This is a genomic window from Pedobacter cryotolerans (genome assembly GCF_005116475.1).
Lineage (GTDB): Bacteria > Bacteroidota > Bacteroidia > Sphingobacteriales > Sphingobacteriaceae > Pedobacter > Pedobacter cryotolerans.
The window spans coordinates 184604-207390 of record NZ_SWBO01000004.1 but is presented as its reverse complement, the minus strand read 5'-3'; the positions used below and the strand labels follow the sequence as shown (position 1 = coordinate 207390).

Here is a 22787-nt window from a genome sequence, read left to right as displayed (position 1 = left end):
TTGAGGAACCTTTAACTTAAAAGAAAAATCAAAATGAACCAAGCAAAAAAATTCTTACTAATGGCAATGGCATTACCATTACTAATTGGCGGTTGCGAACTTTTAGAAGCAGAACCAGAAGAAGAAGAGCAAGTAGTAGACAAGACGACTTATACTTACAGCTACACTTGCCCTACTGGAAGAAAAAACACCATTCAAATTCCAAATCGTTTATCTGCTTCTTGTAAATCAAATTGGGAATATTACGCCAGAACTTATGGGTGTAACGATGCAAACAATTTTGCAGAAGCAGAAAGAAGAAAAAGACAATGTCCATGAGAGCGTTAATTTTTGGATTGCTGATTTGTATCTCGGCATTTGCTAAAGCACAAATTAACTTAACTTCAGGTCAATACATTACCGATGATGGTTATTATACCGTAACTATTAATTTCGGTGAAACCAGTTTAACACTTATAGAGCCAAACTTAACATCTATCTATAAAAAGGTTGCCCCAAATATATACTCTTATGTACACGCTCGTAATAATGTAGATTATAGAATTGAGGTTAAAGATGCAGCCACAATTCAGACATTTAAACCCAGTGTGAATAACAGCAGATATACTTTAAAACTTACCAATAGCAGTGATGTTGCTAGTTCAGCTCAATTTAAAAAATATTACGCATTAGCAGAACAGTATAAGGCAAAAATGCAGACTGATAAAAAGGACGCTCAATTGTGGTCGTTTTGTGCCGCTGCCGCAATGGCTAAAAGCACAATGAACGACGAAGGATTTATAGATTACGCTACAAAAATAGCTTTATCCATTAAACAAATTATCATCAACAAAACGAAATGCCCATGCGAAGATGCCATCCCACCAGATGTGTGGAATAATGCAAAATAATAATCAAACCCTCTCTAGGTGTCTTAGTCAAAAGCTAAGGCATTTTTTATTTTCAAAAATCTTTACTAAATCCTATATTAGTTTTTCACATTAAACCTAGTAGAATTTACAATGCGCCTAAATCGTAGTTTTTTAATCTTTTCATTTTTTGCGCTTGTTATTTCATTCATCATTTTAAGTTTTCTGGTTACAAAGCACCCAGTACCTAATTTAGATGTTCAAATTTCTCTATTTGTTCAAAAAATACAATCTCCTATTCTAGATCAAATTATGCTAGGCATTAGTTTTTTTGGAGAGTTACCATGGTCGCTCATTATGGTTTTAATTGTAGCAAGTATATTTTTTATTGCCAAATTCCGCCATGAGGCTTATTTCATTACTTCAATTTTGTCTTCTGGATTAGTTATTCTAGGTATAAAAAATATCATCAACAGACCAAGGCCTACAGAATTTTATGTTCGTTTGGTAGAAATTAATCGTTTTCAAAGTTTCCCCAGTGGGCATGTAATGTCTTATATTTTATTTTTCGGCTTTATCATTATACTAATGAAAAACCTTAAAAGCATACCCAATAGCATTAGGCAAACTGTAACTTACATTTCACTTTTTTTAATGCTTTTAATACCTTTTTCTAGAGTTTATTTAGGCGCACATTGGCTTAGCGACACTATTGGAGGCTTTATTTTGGGATTAATTTGCCTTTATCCAATCTGCTATTTTTATTTCAAAAAGAAACGGGAATAAAACTTTAGTCTTATCCCCGTCATCTAAATTAACGCTCTCATATATAAAAGCGTTCAAAAACCTATTTTATTGTTTAGCAGAATTATTTACTTACAACTTTAGAGAATAAACCTTTAAAAATATGTTCTTAAAAAAAGAGACGGCGATAAAACCTAAGTCCTATCGCCGTCATCTAAATTAACGCTCTCATCTATATAGACGATTAGTTTTTCATTTTATTATATCAGGGTGTATTTTTTTTATGGAAAAGCCAAACAAATGCTACTATAAACGTAAGCCTTGCTTTCCGCTAAACTCCCAACCGATGAAAAATCGGATCGGGATGTACCGCTGCAATCAAGTTTAATAAACAAAATTTATTGCTACTATTAAAATTAGCAACCCACCAAAACCATTAATTATAAGTTTAAAACAGACAAAAAACAACTTGTATTACTAACAATTTTAGTATACATTTGTCGCTACAATTAAATAATATGTTGTACGCAGTTGTAGATATTGAAACCACAGGAGGCTATGCAGCAGCACATGGCATTACCGAAATTGCCATTAAAATACACGATGGAGAAAGAGTTATAGATAGTTACGAAACTTTAATTAACCCGCACCAACATATTCCTATACATATACAAGCACTTACAGGTATTGATAACCAAATGGTAGCCGACGCACCTGATTTTAGGAGTGTAGCTGCTGAGATTTACAATTTACTGAAAGATAAAACCTTTGTTGCACATAATGTAAATTTCGATTATTCTTTTGTTCGTCATCATTTAGATGCTTGCGGCTACACACTTAACGTTAAAAAACTTTGTACGGTAAGATTAAGCAGAAAGATTTTTCCGGGTTTTGGTTCTTATAGTTTGGGTAAACTCTGTAATTCTTTAGGCATTTTGCTAAACAATAGGCACCGTGCTGGCGGAGATGCCGATGCTACCGCTATTTTATTAGGTATGCTAATTGCAAAAGACGAAGCTAATTTAATTAGAGATACGTTAAAAAAGACTTCAAAAGAGCAAACATTGCCTCCAAACTTGCATCGCTCAGAAATTGACAAACTACCCAATACACCTGGCGTTTATTATTTTAAAGATGAAAAAGGTAAAGTGGTTTACGTAGGTAAAGCAAAACAGTTAAAGAAAAGAGTTTGTACACATTTTAGTGGCAACAGCAGCAGTTTACAACGACAAAACTTTCTAAAAAGCATTCACAGCATAGATTTTAATACCTGCGGAACAGAATTAATGGCCTTTATTTTAGAAGCTGCAGAAATTAAAAAGCTGTGGCCAGAGAACAATAGAGCCATGAAACGTTTTGAGCAGAAATATTCGCTCTATTTTTTCGAAGATCAAAATGGTTATATCAGACTAGGGATAGATAAATACCGAAAAAATGGTTCGGTTTTATATAGTTTTAATAATCTTCTAGAAGGGCATCAACTTTTACGCACTATAGCTACAGATCATCAGCTTTGCGAAAAATTGTGCTTTATACAAACTACTAAGCTTGCCTGTACTGGCCATGAGTTGGGTACTTGCCAAGGTGCATGTGTAGGTTTAGAAACCACTGCAGTATATAACTTTAGAGTTAAGAGGGCAATTAAAGCATTGCAAGATTTATTACCATCATTTGCTTTAATTGATGAAGGCAGAACAGAAGATGAGAAAAGTTGTTTATGGATAGAAAAAGGTAAATTTTACGGTATGGGCTATATTTCAGACTATGTAGACATTAATGATACCGAAACCTTAAAATCTGCCATTACACCTTACCCATCAAATGATTATATCATGAATATGATATTATCCCACAGCTCACAATTCCCTCAAAAAATAATTTCTTTAGTTTAGTATTACTCAACAAGACTTTTTAATTCACTTTTTAGAGAAATGTTTATAAGGGTATGTATCATTATTGAACTTCAAAACTTATTAGCAGAATATTCCAACGGTCGTCATTCCCGTGAAAACGGGAATCGTAATGCAATAGAAAAATAAAAATCACATCATATCTAATGCATTACGATGCCCAGTCACGTGTCCAAAATTTACTTCGGGAAGCTGAGCAGGACGAATCTACCAAATTTAATTCTTCTAGAATTTTATGATTTCCTATTCTCAAAAACATCATCATCAGTAAATAGCACCATTTTATCTAAAGATTATACCATTTTAAACCACATTTTAAATGGTACTTTTGTAAGATGAAATCTGGTATTCCCATTTATGAGATCAATAACCTTAAAGCTTACAAAAATGATGATATTTTAGTAAGCAGGTTTCGTCATTATGCTAAAGAACATCAACATTTGCATACTGCTCACCGGCATACTTTTTATCATTTGGTATTTTTTACCGATGGGAGTGGCAAGCAACAAATAGATTTTAATACCTACGATGTAAAACCCGGATTGATTTATTTTATGATACCCGGCCAAGTGCATAGTTGGGATTTTGAGACCGAGCCAGAAGGATTTATCATCAATTTCTCTACAAATTATTTGAGTTCATTCCTTCTAAATCAGGATTACTTAGCTAAATTTAGTTTTTTTAGCGGTAAAACTAACCAACAGGTTATTGAACTGCCAATAGAAACGCAGCAAAAAATTACTGCTATTTTTGAAGATATTTTAAGAGAAGGGCATACCGAACTTACAGCAGAAGACGATTTAGTGAAAACTTTATTACTGAGGTTATTTATTGAAGTTTCAAGAAATTCTTCAAGCAATCAAAACCTAACCAATAACCTTTACAATCATACTTTGCTAAAGAGTTTCCAAAATTTAATTGAGCAGAATTTTACCAATTTACGCTTACCAAAACAATATGCTGCACTTTTATACATAACGCCCAACCATTTAAATGCTTTATGTAATGATTTTTTAGGCATCTCTGCAGGCACATTAATTAGACAAAGGGTAATTTTAGAAGCAAAAAGATTACTCATAAATTTAGATCTAATGGTTTCAGAAATAGCAGACAAACTAAATTTTGACGATCAATCTTATTTCATCAAATTTTTTAAAAAATACGAAGGAATTACCCCAGAAAAATTCAGAAAATTAAACACCAACAATCATGTCAACAATACAAGAAAATAAAAATATAAGATTATCTCAGTGGAGTGCATTTACTAAAGCTAAATGCCCAAGATGTAGGGTTGGTAATACTTTTAGCGGTCCAACTTATGGCTTTAAAGTACAGCAGATGAATGAATTTTGTCCGCATTGCAAGCTAAAATTTGAACGTGAGCCTGGTTATTTTTATGTGGCTATGTTTGTAAGTTACGCCATGAATGTAGCCGAAATGGTAACCGTAAGTGTGGCCGCTTACATATTCGGGCTAAAATTAGATTATGAGAATTTATGGTACTTTGTAGCTTTACTCTTTGGTACTACTTTAGTATTTTCGCCGTTCAATTACCGTTATTCAAGAATGATTTTATTGTATTGGTTATCGCCAGGTTTAAACTATGAACCAGAACGCAGTAAAAACAATTAATATTTGGCTTAGTGTGAGCTTTGATTTTTAATCTGTTTTTCGGCTTTTTTATTGCGGTTTTTTATATAGGTCTCTACAACAGGCGATGCGTGAGCACTTTGAGGTTCTTTTACAGGTTTCTTACTTTTCTGATTAATGTTTTGTGATGATGGATTTAATGAATTCATAATTATCAAGTTTAATCGTTATTTAAAACAAATTCGATAAAGAATAGTTTTCATAGATTATAGACAAGTATAAATTTCGCTTAAAAAAAATCCTTGTTGAAGATGCTCAACAAGGATTGATAGATTAAAATAACACAATTTCAACTATTTACTTTCTTTTAAAACCATATCAATAGTAATAGCTGTGGCTACAATAGCTACTTTTCTGTTATTCTCTGCATAATTCGGATCTATAGAAACATTATACTTATCTGCACTCGTAAAAATTTCTTTAACTGCTCCTGCCCATTTTTTGCTAATTTTTCCCATTTCTGCACCAGCGGGATTAGTAATGGTGAAATTCCAAGCTTTCCAATCGCCAGTTATTTGGGCAATATTTTCGCCACTAGCCGGATCGTTGATTAAAAAAGTAGGTTTAAAAAATTTAAATTTCTGTTTAATATGCCCTATTTCTGTTCCGCTCGGATCAGTAACTACAATTTTTGACATCCAAAATGTCCAACCTCTAGAAATAGTTGCCTGTAGTTGATTATTTGTATCCGTAATTTCCAACTGAAATGGCATCATAGCTTTGTTAATTAGCAAGGTTAAGGCTTTATGCCAACCACTCATCCGCTGCTTAATTACTCCAATTTGAGCACCTTGTTCATTATACACTTTATATTCATTTGTGAACTTTAAAAGATTCACCTTCTCATCGATAAAATATTCATCGCCAAGAAAAAATGTTGGTATTAACTGACTCATTAATTTAGTTTTTATATGGTAAATATGAAGTAAAGCTATTAATTTTTAATTCATTGAGCTGTATATCTACTACCTTTTTACCTCATAAAGTTTATGTAACTTTGCGCTAAGAAAATTTAATAGCCATTGAAGAAAATGGCTTAACTGAAAATTAAAAAATGATAGAAATTGGAAAATACAACGACCTAAGAATTGTTGCGAAAAATAGTGATGGCTTAAGTTTAAGCGATGGAGATAGAGAAATTTTATTACCCTACCAACACGTACCAACTAACATAGAACTAGGAGATAACATTAAAGTTTTTGTTTTTGTTAATAAGGATGGTAACACCATTGCAACAACACAACAAGCATTTGCTGAAGTTGATGATTTTGCTTTTTTAACTGTTGTTGATGCTAACGACGATGGAGCCTATTTAGATTTGGGCATTGGTAAAGACATTTATGTACCTACCCGCGAGCAAAAACGCATGATGGAAATTGGTGAAAGTTATGCTGTGTATGTTTATTTAGATGAAACAAATAATAGAATGCTTGCCTCATCTAGGTTAGATAAATTTATTGAAGAAGAGGATTTTGATTTTGATGAAGGTGATGAAGTAAGTTTGTTAATAACCGAAAAAACCGATTTAGGTTACAATGCCATTATTAACGATAAAAATATAGGTTTACTTTACCATAACGAGCTATTTGCCAATTTAAAACCTGGCGAAAGAAGAAAAGGTTGGATTAAAAAGGTACGTGTAGAAGGTAAAATTGATTTAACCTTACAACCCACTGGTTTTGGCCATATACTTGATTCGAAAGAAGTAATATTAAAAGAATTAAAAGAATGCGGAGGCACAATTGAGCTTGGTGATAAAAGCACACCAGATGAAATTTATGATCGTTTCCAAATTAGTAAAAGTGCGTTTAAAAAAGCAATTGGAGGTTTATATAAGGAACGTAGAATTACTGTGAGCGACAATGAAATTAAAATCGTTGTTGATCATTTGGCTGATTAAAATTTTTGTTACTAAAACAACCTATTTCAGGTATTTAAGTGTGTATTAGATAGTGTTTTTTCTACTCAAGGGTGTTTTTTTGTGAGGTTCGGCTTTACCGAGCGTACCTTTTGTTTTAATTTAAAGTGATTAAATTGTAATAGTGCGAAAATAATTTAACCTTTTATATTGAAATTGTTATCTTCACTTTTTAATTTAATAAAAAGAAGTTATGACAGGTACAGTAAAATGGTTTAATGATGCAAAAGGTTTTGGTTTCATTACCCCAGAAGAAGGTGGTAAAGATATTTTTTGTCACCACTCTGCTTTAGGAGGCACAAGATCTTTACAAGAAGGACAAGTTGTTGAGTATGAAGTAAAAGAAGGAAAAAAAGGTCCAGAAGCTGAAAACGTAAAAGTAGTAGGATAAGTAATAAAAAATTTATTTATTTATTTGATGCAAAAAAGCCATTACCGAAGGGATAATGGCTTTTTGAGTATAAATTGGTTTTTAAATCATGCTATTAAAACTTTAATAATTGTACAAGCCTTGCATTTTAAACCAAATTGCAGCGGCAGCTACCGATATAGCCGAAGGCATCGGTACTATAGCGTAAAGTTGGGCTATCTTTTTTATTTGCAGGCATTTGCTTTCAAAATAGTTGAATATTCCAATTAAATTATGTTATTTTGAAACCCTTTAATCATCCTGTATTGTTAACTCTTTTTAGCTATAAAACTCCTCTACAATTTATAGGTGAGTTTAAAAAATTTTACACCACTGCCAACCTAAAACAGGTTAAGGCATTAAGTATGACGATTTTTATCATCACCATATTAATTAGATTAATTGGCTTAATTTTTAAAGAAAAAACCGTTTTAATTATAAACTACGATGAGCATTCGCTAGGAAACTGGGTACAAATGGGTGGTGCTCTTGTGTTTTATTTGTTAAGCCGTTGGGCATTAAATAAACGAAACTTAAATTACAAAATAGGCAAAACCATTACCTTGCTTTTTGTAATATATGTATTATTAATTACACTTGGCGTAAGTTATGTAGTATCTCAGCACAATACCAAAAATACATTAACCATGTTTTTAATTGGAATTGTTACAGTGAGTTTGTTTTTCTCTTTAGAATACAAAGAAATTATTGCCATTTCAACTTTCATAGTTTTTGTTTTTTATTTCAGCATGGTGATGCCAAAGCCAACATTTCAAGACCAAATGTTAAACTTAGTGGCTTCAATTGTTTTAGGATCGATTTTAATTTCATTTTCTAGATATAGTTATTACTTTAAGTCTCAGCATTTTGTACGATTAAAAATGTTAGAAGAGAAAACTATAGAAATTGAAAAATTGAACACTCAGAAAAATGAAATTTTAGCTTTTGTAGCTCATGATTTAAGAGGACCTATAAATAACATCGAATTTTTAAGTCAATTGTTAACAGCAGAAGAAAAAGCAAAAGAAGAAGTTGAAATGATAAATGCTTCGGCAAAACAAGCGAAGGAAATTATCAATGATTTAGTTCAGGCAGTTAGCCCAGATGAACCTGTTTTAAATACAGAAACAATAGAGATTTCTGCATATTTAGATAACTTCATCAAAAAGTGGAGGATGAATACTATTAGAGAAATTTCATTTAAAAAGCTGGATAAGGGTTTAGTTAAAATTAATAGCTCTAAGATAGAAAGAGTTTTAGATAACTTGATTACCAACGCTTTAAAGTTTTCTGTAGACGACAAACCTATAGAAGTTGATCTTTTACCTCATGGAGAAAATATTTGCATTGTAGTTAAAGATTTTGGAATAGGTATACCAAAGCCATTACAAAAACATGTGTTTAATAAATTCTCTACTTCTGGACGAAAAGGTTTAAAAGGTGAAAAATCTTTAGGCTTAGGATTACACATTAGTAAAAAAATTGTAGAACAACATGGTGGTAAGCTTTTAATGAAAAGTAAAGAAAATGAAGGTACTGCATTTACCATTTTATTGCCAATTGTATAAAATGGAGCTATTATTTTGTTATTCTGATTGATTTGTAGCGAAAAGATTTTGTGCAAAATTAACCAGAAAAAGTTCTCTTTTTGCTCTTGTTAAAGCAGTATAAAGCCACCTTAAAAAATCTATATCAATCATTTCATCGGTTAAATAACCTTGGTCTACAAAAACAGCATCCCATTGGCCACCTTGTGCTTTATGGCAAGTAACTGCATAGGCAAACTTAATTTGTAAAGCGTTGTAATATGGGTCGTCTTTTATAGCCTGCATTTTTTCACGTTTACTATTTAAATGATCGTAATCTAACATTAAACCCTCAAACATTTGTTTGCTTTTTTCGTAAGGTAAATTAGGTGTTTCGGCTTGTAAGGTATCTAAAATTACTTTACAGGTTACAGTTCCAATTTCTGGAAAGTCTAAAAACTCGAGGTTAACTTCTGCAAATCGTAACCCGTAACGCTCTTCTTCACGGCGTACTCGTGTAATTTTCGCCATATCGCCATTGGCAATAAAAGCAGCTTTGGGGTTTTCTGGCAACCAAAAATAATTATTACGCACAACCATAATTTGATCGCCCCCACTCAATTCCTCATCACGATACAATAATCTGGCTCTAATTTGATTATTGTAAACATTTGCCGATTTATTAGATCTACATACAACTAAGCTATTTTCTATTCCAAATTTACTGTAAGCATACTCTAACCCTTCAACCAATTTAATGCCCGTCATGCTAAAAATATCTTTGTAACTCTTGGTTAAAAATTTTGGTAATATTTTTTTGTCATCATTGTAATCATTTATCAGTTTCCTAAGCATGGTTGCATTTGCCAAAATACCCGATTTTTTCTCTTGCCTAACCACTTCTTTTAACTCAACAGCAGTAACTTGCAATCCAAATTTATCAACCAAATATTTTTCGTTTAATGCTGGGCTATCTAAACTACCAACTGGCGGAAGCTGAGCTGTATCGCCAACAAATAATAATGAGCAATTTTTATCTTTTCCTGTGGGCGCAGGTTGATAGACAAACTCAATCAAATCTTTTAAAAATGATGAACCGTTTTGCGGATTCCATTCATCGGCAATCATCGATGCTTCATCTACAATAAATAGTGTGTTTTCTGCCAAGTTTGGCGCAAGCTGATAAGCCATTTCGGTAGCAACTGCACTACGTTTTCTGTATATTTTTTTATGGATGGTTAGCGCTGTTTTACCCGTATAATTACTAATTACTTTTGCCGCCCTACCTGTTGGCGCTAATAACACTACTTTAACATTAAAAAATGGTAAGGCTTTAACCAATGCTGCAACTGATGTTGTTTTACCTGTACCTGCATAACCTCTTAAAATAAAACTTTTATACGTTTCCTTTTGGGTTAAAAATGAGGTGACTTTGCTGCAAAAAATCAGCTGTTCGGCTGTAGGCTCGAAAGGATATGATTGGGCAATAAGGTTCACTTTATCCATTTCACAAAGATGCAATGGTAATGTTATAGAAAAAAGTTATTTTTGCCAACATATGGATAATAAAAATAGCATCTTATTGATAAATCCAACTTTCGAACCATCAACTTCAACTAATTGTAGTTTACTGGTTAAAATTGGCTTAAAAAGTTTCTCTTATGCAATTATAGATAGGGAAACTAACAAAGTAAATGCTGTTTATGATGAGCAGGAATGCGGAGATGGAGCTAAAAAATTAGCTGATCGTTTAAAAACAGATCCCTATCTAACATTAGCTTATCAGGATGTTAAAATTGCCATAAACACGCCAAATTCAATTACCATACCTATTGAACTGTATAGCGAAGAAAATATTGGTGCTAATGCGCAATATTTCCCAGAACATCATTCAAACAATATTTATGTTGATGCTCAGCAGCATTTTAATTTTCGCACCATTTTTTCTTTGCCAAAAAATACAGATGACGCTTTAAATTTTACAGCAGCTAAAAGATTTCATGAAAATGCTGGTTTATTAAATCAAGCTGAGCAATTAAATTCAGCATCCCTGATTTTAGATTTTACGGTGGGCAATGTAAACTTGATTTACTTAAATGATAATCGCGTTATTTTTCAGCAAAGTTATGAGATAGCTGATGTTGAAGAATTTAATTATTACCTATTATTAATGATTAATCAATTAAAGGTTGAGCGTAGTACCATGGTTTATATTTGTGGAATTATTCATGAGAACGACCATCAATACAATTGTTTGCTAAAATATTTTAATGCGATTGAATTTTTAACCATTTCAAATGATTTAGATCAAGATATTTTAGACGATATGCCTGCTCATTATTACAGTAGTTTATTAGCCCTAAGCAAATGCGTATAATCGGTGGAATTTTAAAAGGAAGACAATTTAATGCGCCAGCAAATCTTCCCGTTAGGCCAACAACAGATATGGCCAAAGAAGCATTATTTAACATACTTTACAATACTTACGATTTTGACGAATGTGATGTATTAGATTTATTCAGTGGAACTGGAAGTATTTGTATTGAATTTGCTTCGCGTGGCATTAAACATGTTAGAGCGGTAGATAAACATCCGGGTTGTGTAGCGTGGATAAAATCGGTTGCAGAAAAATTTGAATTGGCGCAAATTGAGCCTCAAAAAGCTGATACATTTAAGTTTTTAGCACAAGATAACCATCAATATAATATCATTTTCGCAGATCCACCTTATGATTTGCCCAATATCCCGATGATACCAGAATTGGTGATGAAACACAATTTATTAACGGATAATGGAACCTTGATAGTTGAACATCCACCGTTTTTAAAATTAAAATTATTGCCAGGTTTTACTGAAGTAAGGAAATACGGCAATAGCTCCTTTAGTTTTTTTGAGAAAGTTGAAGGGTAATTTGATGTCATTTCGATCCCGATTTTTCTTCGGGAGAGAAATCTCTAGCCTGCAAAGCAGTGCCTAAAACATAAAAATTCTGCTATTTTTAAAGATCTCTCTCCATTGGTTAAGACAAATAGTTGAAAATGCCTCCTCTCAAAATTCCCAACTTTCTGACTTTTCTGACTTCCCAACTTTCTGACTTCTAATTTTTCTATATATTTACTTTATGAAAATCGCACTATTTCCAGGTTCTTTTGATCCCATGACCATTGCTCATGTTGATATTTTAAAAAGAGCATTACCTCTGTTTGATCAAATTGTAATTGGCATTGGTTTAAATAGCTCGAAACAAAACTTCCTCTCGGCCGAAAAAAGAGAAGAAATGGTAAGAAAGATTTTTGTTGGAAACGAAAAGGTAGATGTACAATTGTACGAAGGTTTAACGGTAGATTTTTGTAGAAAAATTAACGCAAAATACATGGTAAGAGGTATTCGTTCGGCATCAGATTTTGAATACGAAAGAGCTATTGCACAAATTAATCAGACCATGATGCCCGAAGTAGAGACCATTTTACTATTGAGCAAACCTGAATATTCTGCCATCAGCTCAACTATCGTTAGAGATATTTTAAGAAACAAAGGAAATATTAGTCCGTTTGTACCAAAAGAGGTGATTGAGTTTTTGTAAATAGTTTAATATCCCTTGAAAATCCTCAAAGGATTGTCAAATTTTTAAATATTGTGAAAAATCATGAGTCTTAAACTTTGTCAATCTGTAAAGATTTACAAAGTAGAAAAGATTTAAAAAGTAACCTAAACCAAGCCGCCAGCTTTTAAAACATCCAATATTAAAGGATAAGTATTTTTCATTTTAGCCTTAATACCCAATGGTGCCACCCAAGATGCGGTGGTAATGCCTTCTTCAACTTGTGGTATTAACTTAGGACTTCCTTTAACCTTCATTTTATACCAAGTTGTTCGCTTTAAAATCACTTTTCCTTCTAATTCGTAAACGTGATAGGTTTTACACAACAAGTCTTCGCGTTTTTCGATAGTTACACCACACTCCTCTTCAACCTCTCTAACTGCGGTAATTTTAATTTTTTCGCCTTTCTCAACTTTCCCTTTGGGCAAATCCCATTTTTTGTTTCTAAAAATAAATAGGAAATCGCCGTTAGCATTGGCTACTAAGCCACCTGCTGCCTTAATAATGTTCAATTTCTTTTTAATTTTTTTAAATAGCGCTTTTGGGTTTTCATCAATTAGTGCATAATGTTTGTTACCACCTTTACGCAAAGTTTTATAAAAATCTAAAAAGCTAAAATCGTTTACCGAAAGTTGCTGTATTTTTTCTATTTGATTTGGAATAGAATCTGCAATATACAGCGTATTATCATTAAAATAAATTCGGTAGCTTTTCATATTTAGTAAAGGCATTAAATAAGTAGAGAAAAATTAAACATTAAGCAGCAAGTTTTGTTAGCTTACCGTGAACTGCATTTTTTAAAAGTATAAAAAATTATTAAAAGCAATAAATGTTTTAAGGAATAAAATCCAAGCATTTTAATGCAATCACCACTTTTAGATATTTTAGAAAATTGTTCACAAAACAATCATCTCAAATTCAATTAGTTGTATTTAATAGATCAAAAATTGTGGATATTCAATTTAAAACAAATCAATATCATTCATATAAAATAGTTATTTTTGAACCATGTATAATAAAAGTGATATTGAATTAAAGGTAGCTGAATTTTTATTACAAATTAAAGCAGTCAAACTTCAACCAAATAACCCATTTACTTGGGCTTCTGGCTGGAAATCTCCTATTTATTGTGATAATCGCATCACTTTATCACATCCATCTGTTAGAACTTATATTCGCCAAAAATTAGCACAGCAAATACAAGAAGAATTTGGTGCTGTAGATGTTATTGCAGGCGTTGCCACAGCAGGTATTCCGCAAGGTGTTTTAGTGGCCCAAGAATTGGGTTTGCCATTTATATATGTAAGAGCTAAGGCTAAAGAACATGGCACAGGTAGTTTAATTGAAGGAGAATTGATTGAAGGTCAAAGAGTTGTAGTAATTGAAGATTTAATTTCTACTGGTAAAAGTAGTTTACAAGCTGTAAATGCATTACGTGAAGCAGGCTTGTCTGTTGCCGGTTTAGTTGCTATATTTACTTATGGTTTTGACCAAGCTGATGAAAATTTTGCCGCTGCAAAGTGTCGTTATTCTACTTTATCGAACTACAGCGCCTTAATTGATTATGCAGCAGAACATAGTTTTATTGCTCAAAACGACATTGATTTATTAAACAAATGGCGTGAAAACCCTGCGGAATGGGGTAAAGAAGTTTTGAGTTAAGCGTTAAATTTATTTTAAGTTATTAGACCAAATATATGACAGTTATAGAGAGTGCAGTTGAGTTAAATTTACCAATTGATAAAGTTTATCACTTTTTGGAGGATTTAAATAACCACCAACAATTAATGCCCGAAAATATTTACAATTGGTCTTCTACAGCTGATGAAGCTAGTTTTACTATTCAAAATATGGCTAAATTGGCTATTAAAATTTCTAGTCGTGTGCCAAACAGCGAAATCATTGCTGTACCTACAGAAAAACCTCCTTTTGATGTTGAATTAAAATGGACAGTTGAACCAAGTGAAAATGGAGGTACCATCGCAAAACATATAATCACAGCCGATTTAAATATGATGATGAAAATGTTAGCTTCGGGACCTTTGCAAAAACTAGCTGATCATCAAACACAAAAATTAAAAGAAGCCATAGTTTAATAGCTTTTAAAATTTATATCAAACACCATCACAAAATGATGGTGTTTTTTTGTGTCTAAGATTTTACAGCCAACAAATTTGATTTTAACTCATTTTTAATACCTTAGTTATTCAAATAGTATAAAATGATGTTATCCAAAACCTTCTTATTTTTTTCCTTTTTATTTTCCTTTTTAAATTCCTTTGCTCAAGCACCAACAAACTTAAAAGCCGAGTATTTGGTTAACCCAATTGGTTTAGATAATCCAAATCCTCGTTTTACGTGGCAAATGGACGATAAAAGAATTGGCGCCAAACAAACTGCTTTTAGAATTTTAGTAAATACAGATTCCAATGCTTTAGCACAAGGTAAAGCCATACAATGGAACACGGGATGGTTGCAGACCAGCTCATCGCTAAAAACTTATGCTGGGCAATTACTAAAACCTTTTACTAAATATTATTGGCGAGTAGATATCGCTGATCAAAACAACATTAAACATAACAAATTTAAAATTGCCAGTTTTGAAATGGGGATGATGAACGAGCAAAATTGGCAAGGTTCATGGATTTCTGATAATCAAAATGTTAATCTTAAACCCGCACCCTATTTCCGTAAAACTTTCGAAACAGCAAAAAAAATCAAATCAGCTCGGGCTTATATCACCGCTGGCGGATTATTTGAACTTTCGTTAAATGGAGAAAAAGTTAGCAATCATAGAATGGACCCTATGTACACCCGTTTTGACAGAAGAAATTTATACGTTACTTACGATGTAACCCATCACTTAAAAAATGGTAAAAATGCAATTGGTGTGTTGTTGGGCAATGGTTGGTACAATCATCAAAGTACTGCAGTTTGGGATTTTGAAAAAGCACCTTGGCGCAATAGGCCAACTTTTTGTTTGGATTTGAGAATTACCTATACCGATGGCACTACAGAAAACATTAAATCTGGCAAGGATTGGAAAACGGCATTAAGTCCGATAATTTTTAATAGCATTTACACAGCCGAACATTACGATGCCAGATTAGAGCAAGACGGTTGGAACAAGGTTGATTTTGATGACACAAAGTGGAAAAGAGTAATTTATCGCTCTGCGCCATCTAGTAAAATTGTAGCGCAAGCGATGCATCCCGTTAGGAATGTGGAAGAAATTTCGGCAAAAAGCATCAAAAAATTTAACGATACTACTTACCTATTCGATTTAGGAAGGAATATTTCTGGCGTGAGTAAAATCAAAATCAATGGCCCAGCTGGCACAATTGTAAGGTTAAAACATACCGAAAGATTGTACGCCAATGGCAGGGCAGATATGTCTAACATCGATGTTCATTATCGCCCAACAAATGATAAAGACCCTTTTCAAACTGACATTTTAATTTTAAGTGGCAAAGGCGAACAAAGCTTTATGCCTCATTTTAATTATAAAGGTTTCCAATATGTAGAAGTTAGTTTAAGTGCACCAATAGACTTAAAAAAAGAAGATTTGGTTGGCTATTTTATGCATAGCGATGTACCTGTGGCAGGTAGCGTAAAAGCATCAGATCCTTTAATTGACAAAATTTATTACGCTACTAACAACTCCTATTTATCTAACCTTTTTGGTTACCCAACCGATTGTCCGCAACGCGAAAAAAATGGTTGGACAGGCGATGCAGCCATTGCCATAGAAACAGGTTTATATGGTTTTGATGGCATTACTATTTACGAAAAATGGCTGGCCGACCATAGAGATGAACAACAACCAAATGGGGTTTTACCATCAATTATCCCTACCGATGGTTGGGGTTACGAATGGGGCAATGGACCAGATTGGACCAGTACAATTGCCATTATCCCTTGGAATATTTATCGTTTTTATGGCGATACCAAAATATTAGCAGATAATTATGAGAACATTCGCAAGTATGTTAATCACATAAACGAAACCTACCCCACTGGCCTTACAACTTGGGGTTTGGGCGATTGGGTGCCTGTAAAATCTGTTTCGCCTGTTGAGTTAACTTCTACCTGTTATTACTATGCAGATGTAGTTATTTTGGCTAAAACAGCTAAAATTTTAGGCAAAGCCGATGACTTTAAAAAATACACTGCAGTAGCTTTAAAAATAAAAAACGCTTTTAATGCCAAATACTTAAATAAAACAACGGGCATTTATAACAAAGGCTTACAAACAGAATTAAGCGTTCCGTTATTTTGGGGTATTGTACCCGAAGAAAGTAAGGCTTTAGTTGCAGAAAATTTAGCTAAAAGAGTTGAAGCAGATAATTTTCATTTAGACGTGGGTTTGTTGGGCACAAAAGCCATTTTAAATGCGTTGAGCGAGAATGGTTATGCAGAAATTGCTTATAAAGTTGCTTCACAAAAAACTTTCCCTAGCTGGGGTTGGTGGATTGCCAATGGTGCAACAACTTTGTATGAAAACTGGCCAATTGATGCAAAATCTGATATTTCGATGAACCACATTATGTTTGGAGAAATTGGAGCTTGGTTATATAAAGCACCTGGCGGCATCAAGCCGGATGAAAGCCAACCAGGATTTAAAAATGTAATTCTCCAACCCTATTTTGTTGAAGGATTAAATTCTTTTGAAGCAACTCACGATAGTCCTTATGGAAAAATTGTTTCTGCTTGGAAAAGAACACCTACGGGAATTGAATATAAAGTCATTATCCCTGCAAATTCTAATGCAACAGTTAAATTAGAGCTTATTAGAGATAGAAAAACGCTGTTAAATGGAAAAGAAATAGCTGGTGGAACTTTTAACTTACAGGCTGGCGAATATAAAATTGAGTTGAAATAAACTATTGAAGGTTGGTGGGTACACCAACCTTGGGAGTCTTCCTTGGTTGGTGTCCCCACCAACCAATAATCAATACCTTAAATATCTATGCTAATGAAATATTTTGTCTTTCTAATTTCACTTCCTTGGTTGGTGTCCACACCAACCAATAAATGAATAACTTAAATGGCTGTGTTAATGAAATATTTTGTCTTTTTAATTTTACTTCCTTGGTTGGTGTCCCCACCAACCAATAATTGAATAACTTAAATGGCTGTGTTAATGAAATATTTTACCTTTTTAATTTTACTTCCTTGGTTGGTGTCCCCACCAACCAATAATTAAATAACTTAAATGGTTGTGTTAATGAAATATTTTACCTTTTTAATTTGTCTGTTTTTTTTAACAAACACCTATGCTCAAAAAGTTAAAACTGGTAACGAGCGTGTAACTGAATATGTAAGTGCAACTAGGGTTTTATTTAAAGCTGGACTTGTAAAAAACGAAGCTCAATTACTAAAACCTGGAACTGGGCAAGCTGATGTAAGCAATAAAAATATTTGCATTCTAGAAAATAAAAAGGAAGACAAAGCTAGTATTTTGTTAGATTTTGGTAAAGAATTACAAGGCGGAGTTCAAATTGTAACGGGTATTTGGGCTGGAAACAAACCCATCAAAATACGTTTGCGTTTTGGCGAGTCTGCAAGCGAAGCAATGTCTGATATTGGCGGAAAAGGTGGTGCCACTAACGACCACGCCATTAGAGATTTAGAAACCATTTTACCTTGGCTGGGCATTGCCGAAATTGGAAATACTGGTTTTAGATTTGTGAGAATTGATTTGGTTGAAGATGATGTTAAACTGGTTTTGAAATAAGTTAGAGCAATCTCAAAGTATAGAGATTTAGCTTACAAAGGCTCTTTCAATTCTAGCGACACTTTATTGAACAAAATTTGGAAAACTGGCGCTTACACCGTTCAATTAAATATGCAAGATTATTTATGGGATGGTATTAAACGAGACAGATTAGTTTGGGTTGGCGATTTAAACCCAGAAATAGCTACCATAAACACTGTTTTTGGCTATAATGAAGTAGTGCCTAAATCCTTAGATTTTGCAAAAGCCACTACACCTTTACCCGAGTGGATGAATGGAATTAGTGCTTACTCTATGTGGTGGATTATTAATCAGCGGGATTGGTTTTACCACAACGGGAATTTGAAATACCTAAAAGAACAGCAAGCTTATTTAACGCCACTACTTAATCAGTTAATTCAAAAAATTGATAGTGATAATAAAGAAAAATTAGATGGTCAACGATTTTTAGATTGGCCATCTAGCGAAGATCCAAAAGCCATACACGCAGGTTTACAAGCAATGATGGTTTTAGCTTTACAGGCTGGCAGCGATTTATCAACCAAATTAGGAGATATTGTAACTGCAAAAAAATGTATGGAAGCTGTAAACAGATTAAAGAAATACATTCCGCCACACAACAATTCTAAACAAGCTGCAGCTTTACTTTCATTAGCTAAATTGATGGATGCTAAACAAGCCAATGAGGTTTTAAGTGATGGAGGTGCTAAAAATTTCTCTACCTTTTTTGGTTATTATATGCTACAAGCCAAAGCTAAGGCAAGCGATTATCAAGGTGCAATAAATATTATCCGCGAATATTGGGGTGCAATGTTAAACTTTGGTGCTACTACTTTTTGGGAAGATTTTAATATGGATTGGACTAAAAATGCTGCAAGAATTGATGAATTAGTTCCTGATGGAAAAATTGATATTCACGGTGCTTACGGTGCTTATTGCTACATCGGTTTTAGACATAGTCTTTGCCACGGCTGGGCTTCTGGACCAACACCTTGGCTAACAGAACACGTTTTAGGTATTTCTGTTATAGAGCCAGGTTGTAAAGTTGTGCGTATAAAACCACATTTGGGCGATTTGAAATTTGCCGAAGGTACATTCCCTACTCCAATGGGTTTAATTAAGGTGAAACATCAAAAAATGGCTGATGGCACAGTTAAATCTACTATTTCAGCTCCAAAAGCAATTAAGATTTTGAGATAGTTTGATGAAAATTTAAACACATAGGCACATAGTTGATATAGAAGAAACTACTCAAGCCTATGTTTTGTAGGTGGTTATTCCTTGGCTGGTGTCCTCACCAGACATTAATAAAATGTGGCTAAAGCCAGGATATTTCATTCCTATTCCGTTGGCTGAAGCCAACGGCAATGAATATAGATTGTTTCTTAAATTCTGGTGTTACCTTTAGTATGATCTAAGAGTTTATACCATTTGCTTAGGCTTTAACCGCCCAAGAACCACTAGCTTTGTTAAATAAACCTTATTGAAGTGAAAATATTTTGTCAAGCTGAGCGTAGTCGAAGCTCAAAATATTGTAACAAAAAGAAGGACTAAAATAGCCAAGAACTACTCACATTGTTTTTCCTCCTTCGACTACGATCAGGATGACAATCTTTTACACAGCCAAAATTTCAGTATAAATCACTTATTTACAGTCAATTAGTCTTACAAAATCAAGTCTTACCGACAAAATTTCCGATTAACAAAGCGAAAAACCTGTGGCATTTGTTTTGAATGAAAGGAAAATATGAACTTCAACAACTTTACAATTAAAGCACAAGAAGCTATCCAAAAAGCTTCTGAAATAGCGCAGGGCAATCAGCAACAAGCTATTGAAACTGCACATCTATTAAAAGGTTTGCTAACAGTTGATGAAAACGTGGTTAGCTACGTACTAAAGAAACTAAATGTGAACCTAAACGTGGTTGAGCAAAACTTAACCGAAGCTATAGAAAAATTAACAAAAGTAACAGGTGGCGATGCATATCTGTCATCTAGTGCTAATTCGGCACTGCAAAAAGCAACTTCTTATCTAAAAGAATTTAAAGATGATTTTGTTTCCGTAGAGCATTTGTTATTGGGCTTATTGGCTGTTAACGATGCTACTTCGAAATTGCTAAAAGAACAAGGCGTTAACGAAAAAGACCTCAAAAAAGCAATTACGGCTTTGCGTGGCGATAATAGAGTAACCGATCAAAATGCCGAAGCTACTTATCAAGCTTTAAATAAATACGCCAGAAATTTAAATGAATATGCCGAGAGCGGAAAATTAGACCCCGTTATTGGCAGAGATGAAGAAATACGCCGTGTTATTCAGATTTTATCTCGTAGAACGAAAAACAACCCAATTTTAATTGGCGAACCAGGTGTTGGTAAAACCGCTATTGCAGAGGGAATTGCTTTTAGAATTATTAAAGGCGATGTACCCGAAAACTTGAAAAGCAAAACGGTTTATTCGCTAGATATGGGTTCGCTAATTGCTGGCGCAAAATACAAAGGCGAATTTGAAGAACGTTTAAAAGCAGTAGTTAAAGAAGTAACGCAAAGCGATGGCGACATTGTTTTGTTTATTGATGAAATACATACTTTGGTTGGTGCTGGCGGTGGCGAAGGTGCAATGGATGCGGCAAACATTTTAAAACCTGCTTTGGCCAGAGGCGAATTAAGGGCAATTGGCGCTACTACTTTAGATGAATATCAGAAATATTTAGAAAAAGACAAGGCCTTGGAACGTCGTTTTCAAAAAGTAATGGTTAATGAGCCTGACACGCAAGATGCAATTTCGATTTTGCGTGGTTTAAAAGAACGTTACGAAACACACCACAAAGTGAGGATTAAAGATGAGGCCATTATTGCGGCGGTAGAAATGAGCCAACGTTATATTGCAGATCGTTTTTTACCAGATAAAGCAATTGATTTGATGGACGAAGCGGCTTCTAAATTACGTATGGAAATGGATAGCGTTCCAGAAAATGTAGATGCTTTAGACCGTGAGATTATGCGTTTGGAAATTGAACGTGAAGCAATTAAACGAGAAAAAGACGATAAAAAGGTTAAAGAACTTTCTGTAGATATTGCAAATCTTTCGGCTGAGCGTGATGAGTTAAAAGCAAAATGGCAAGGCGAAAAAGACTTGGTTGATGCCGTAAACAATCAATTAGAACAAATTGAAGCTTATAAATTAGAAGCAGAACAAGCAGAACGTGCTGGAGATTATGGTAGAGTTGCCGAAATTCGTTATGGAAAGATTAAAGAAGCACAAGACAAAGTTGAAAAGCTAAAAGTTGATTTAGAAGGTGTGCAGAGCGAAAGCAGAATGCTAAAAGAAGAAGTTACTGCTGATGATATTGCAGGTGTAGTTGGACGATGGACGGGCATACCGGTTACGAAATTGATTGCAAGTGAGCGTGAGAAATTACTGAACTTGGAAGATGAATTGCACAAACGTGTAGCCGGGCAAGATGAGGCTATTGAAGCAATTTCTGATGCGATACGTAGATCTAGAGCAGGTTTACAAGATAAACGTAAACCAATTGGATCTTTCATTTTCTTAGGCACAACTGGTGTTGGTAAAACCGAATTGGCAAAAGCATTGGCTGAGTTTTTATTTAACGATGAAAACGCAATGACAAGGATTGATATGAGCGAATATCAGGAAAGACACGCCGTTTCTAGATTGATTGGTGCGCCTCCGGGATATGTGGGTTATGATGAAGGCGGGCAATTAACAGAAGCTGTACGCAGAAAACCATATTCGGTTGTATTGTTAGATGAGATTGAAAAAGCACATCCTGATGTGTTTAATATCTTGTTGCAAGTATTGGATGATGGGCGTTTAACCGACAATAAAGGTCGTGTGGTGAATTTTAAAAACACGATTATTATTATGACATCGAACATTGGTTCGCATTTAATTCAGGATAATTTTAAAGCTTTAAGTGATGAAAACAGAGACGAAGTAATTGCAAAAACTAAAAATGAGCTGTTCGAACTGTTGAAACAAACCATTCGCCCTGAGTTTTTAAATAGAATTGATGAACTGATTATGTTTACGCCCTTGCAAAGAAGCGAAATTAGAAACATTGTTGATTTACAATTTAAACAAGTTCAACATACTTTAGCAGAAATGGGCATAACTATGGAAGCTAGTGTAGGAGCTTTAGATTGGCTAGCAGAATTAGGTTACGACCCACAATTTGGTGCTAGACCATTAAAAAGGGTAATTCAAAAAAGGATATTGAACGAGTTATCTAAATCAATTTTAGCAGGTAAGGTTGATAAGGATAGTAAAATAAAACTAGATATGTTCGATCATCAGTTTGTGTTTTTGAATGAGAATGACAAATAGTTAAAAAATTATTTCCACAGATGAAAAGGTTATTAAGTGTACTCTATTCATCTGTGGCTTTATCAGCTCCCTACACCTCAAAAAACAATTGTAAAT

Annotated in this window: 22 protein-coding genes; 18 read left to right on the top strand and 4 right to left on the bottom strand. The window is 33.7% G+C overall.

The genetic code is table 11. From position 1 onward, the window contains the following. The first annotated feature begins 33 nt into the window (after nt 1-33). The 6 genes from FA045_RS08785 to FA045_RS08760 all read left to right on the top strand — a co-directional run bounded on the left by FA045_RS08785 (nt 34) and on the right by FA045_RS08760 (nt 5134). Nucleotides 34-318, top strand: coding sequence for a hypothetical protein (locus FA045_RS08785; RefSeq protein ID WP_136876601.1), 285 nt, complete (start codon nt 34-36; stop codon nt 316-318). Then, nucleotides 315-890: a hypothetical protein gene (locus FA045_RS08780; protein WP_136876599.1), complete on the top strand. Its 576-nt coding sequence runs from the start codon at nt 315-317 to the stop codon at nt 888-890. Before FA045_RS08785 ends, FA045_RS08780 begins: the two co-directional genes overlap by 4 nt. A 270-nt stretch (nt 891-1160) precedes the next feature. Then, nucleotides 1161-1634 (top strand): phosphatase PAP2 family protein, encoded by a 474-nt coding sequence (locus FA045_RS08775; protein WP_169305038.1) that lies wholly within the window; start codon nt 1161-1163, stop codon nt 1632-1634. A 476-nt stretch (nt 1635-2110) separates the two neighbouring features. Next, nucleotides 2111-3484 (top strand): exonuclease domain-containing protein, encoded by a 1374-nt coding sequence (locus tag FA045_RS08770; protein ID WP_136876595.1) that lies wholly within the window; start codon nt 2111-2113, stop codon nt 3482-3484. 353 nt (nt 3485-3837) lie between these two features. Then, a complete protein-coding gene (locus tag FA045_RS08765) occupies nt 3838-4734 on the top strand; it encodes a helix-turn-helix domain-containing protein (RefSeq protein WP_136876593.1) in 897 nt (298 codons plus the stop codon). Next, on the top strand, nt 4712-5134 hold the full coding sequence (locus FA045_RS08760; RefSeq protein WP_136876591.1) for a DUF983 domain-containing protein: 423 nt from the start codon (nt 4712-4714) through the stop codon (nt 5132-5134). Before FA045_RS08765 ends, FA045_RS08760 begins: the two co-directional genes overlap by 23 nt. 8 nt (nt 5135-5142) lie before the next feature. Here FA045_RS08760 and FA045_RS18855 read toward each other — a convergent pair whose 3' ends face one another. Further along, nucleotides 5143-5301: a hypothetical protein gene (locus tag FA045_RS18855; protein WP_169305037.1), complete on the bottom strand. Its 159-nt coding sequence runs from the start codon at nt 5299-5301 to the stop codon at nt 5143-5145. Between the two features lie 144 nt (nt 5302-5445). Continuing rightward, entirely contained in the window at nt 5446-6048 is a 603-nt protein-coding gene (locus FA045_RS08755) for an LURP-one-related/scramblase family protein (protein ID WP_136876589.1), read from the bottom strand. Nucleotides 6049-6206: 158 nt separating this feature from the next. On the opposite strand from FA045_RS08755, the gene FA045_RS08750 reads away from it, so the two are divergent. The 3 genes from FA045_RS08750 (at nt 6207) to FA045_RS08740 (ending at nt 9047) form a co-directional block, all read left to right on the top strand. Beyond that, on the top strand, nt 6207-7052 hold the full coding sequence (locus FA045_RS08750; protein WP_136876587.1) for a CvfB family protein: 846 nt from the start codon (nt 6207-6209) through the stop codon (nt 7050-7052). 211 nt (nt 7053-7263) lie between these two features. Beyond that, nucleotides 7264-7461 carry a cold-shock protein gene (locus FA045_RS08745; protein ID WP_136876585.1) on the top strand — a complete coding sequence of 66 codons (198 nt, stop codon included), beginning with the start codon at nt 7264-7266 and terminating at the stop codon, nt 7459-7461. 260 nt (nt 7462-7721) lie between these two features. Next, nucleotides 7722-9047 (top strand): sensor histidine kinase, encoded by a 1326-nt coding sequence (locus FA045_RS08740; RefSeq protein WP_136876583.1) that lies wholly within the window; start codon nt 7722-7724, stop codon nt 9045-9047. Nucleotides 9048-9065: 18 nt separating this feature from the next. On the opposite strand, the gene FA045_RS08735 is transcribed toward FA045_RS08740, so the two are convergent. Further along, the gene (locus FA045_RS08735; RefSeq protein WP_136876581.1) at nt 9066-10511 is read right to left on the bottom strand and encodes an ATP-dependent DNA helicase; all 1446 of its coding nucleotides are present in this window, start codon (nt 10509-10511) and stop codon (nt 9066-9068) included. A gap of 52 nt (nt 10512-10563) precedes the next feature. Between FA045_RS08735 and FA045_RS08730 the strand changes: the two genes are divergently transcribed. The 3 genes from FA045_RS08730 (at nt 10564) to coaD (ending at nt 12588) form a co-directional block, all read left to right on the top strand. Further along, complete coding sequence (locus FA045_RS08730) at nt 10564-11382, top strand: DUF3822 family protein (protein WP_136876579.1); 819 nt, start codon at nt 10564-10566, stop codon at nt 11380-11382. Then, nucleotides 11373-11915, top strand: coding sequence for an RsmD family RNA methyltransferase (locus FA045_RS08725; RefSeq protein WP_136876576.1), 543 nt, complete (start codon nt 11373-11375; stop codon nt 11913-11915). Before FA045_RS08730 ends, FA045_RS08725 begins: the two co-directional genes overlap by 10 nt. A 211-nt stretch (nt 11916-12126) precedes the next feature. Then, on the top strand, nt 12127-12588 hold the full coding sequence (gene coaD / locus FA045_RS08720) for a pantetheine-phosphate adenylyltransferase (protein WP_136876574.1): 462 nt from the start codon (nt 12127-12129) through the stop codon (nt 12586-12588). 125 nt (nt 12589-12713) lie between these two features. On the opposite strand, the gene FA045_RS08715 is transcribed toward coaD, so the two are convergent. Then, nucleotides 12714-13322: an NUDIX hydrolase gene (locus tag FA045_RS08715; protein ID WP_136876572.1), complete on the bottom strand. Its 609-nt coding sequence runs from the start codon at nt 13320-13322 to the stop codon at nt 12714-12716. Nucleotides 13323-13614: 292 nt separating this feature from the next. Here FA045_RS08715 and pyrE point away from each other — a divergent pair, with 292 nt between their 5' ends. From pyrE to clpB, 6 genes are all read left to right on the top strand, one after another. Next, entirely contained in the window at nt 13615-14268 is a 654-nt protein-coding gene (pyrE, locus tag FA045_RS08710) for an orotate phosphoribosyltransferase (RefSeq protein WP_136876570.1), read from the top strand. Nucleotides 14269-14303: 35 nt separating this feature from the next. Then, the gene (locus FA045_RS08705) at nt 14304-14702 is read left to right on the top strand and encodes an SRPBCC family protein (protein WP_136876568.1); all 399 of its coding nucleotides are present in this window, start codon (nt 14304-14306) and stop codon (nt 14700-14702) included. Nucleotides 14703-14827: 125 nt separating this feature from the next. Then, nucleotides 14828-17488, top strand: a complete 2661-nt coding sequence (locus FA045_RS08700) for an alpha-L-rhamnosidase (protein ID WP_136876566.1) — start codon at nt 14828-14830, stop codon at nt 17486-17488. 345 nt (nt 17489-17833) lie between these two features. Beyond that, on the top strand, nt 17834-18343 hold the full coding sequence (locus FA045_RS19060; protein ID WP_225871307.1) for a hypothetical protein: 510 nt from the start codon (nt 17834-17836) through the stop codon (nt 18341-18343). Nucleotides 18344-18352: 9 nt separating this feature from the next. Next, nucleotides 18353-19543, top strand: coding sequence for an alpha-L-rhamnosidase-related protein (locus FA045_RS08695; protein ID WP_225871315.1), 1191 nt, complete (start codon nt 18353-18355; stop codon nt 19541-19543). A 547-nt stretch (nt 19544-20090) separates the two neighbouring features. Next, entirely contained in the window at nt 20091-22691 is a 2601-nt protein-coding gene (gene clpB, locus FA045_RS08690) for an ATP-dependent chaperone ClpB (protein WP_136876564.1), read from the top strand. Nucleotides 22692-22787 lie beyond the last annotated feature (96 nt).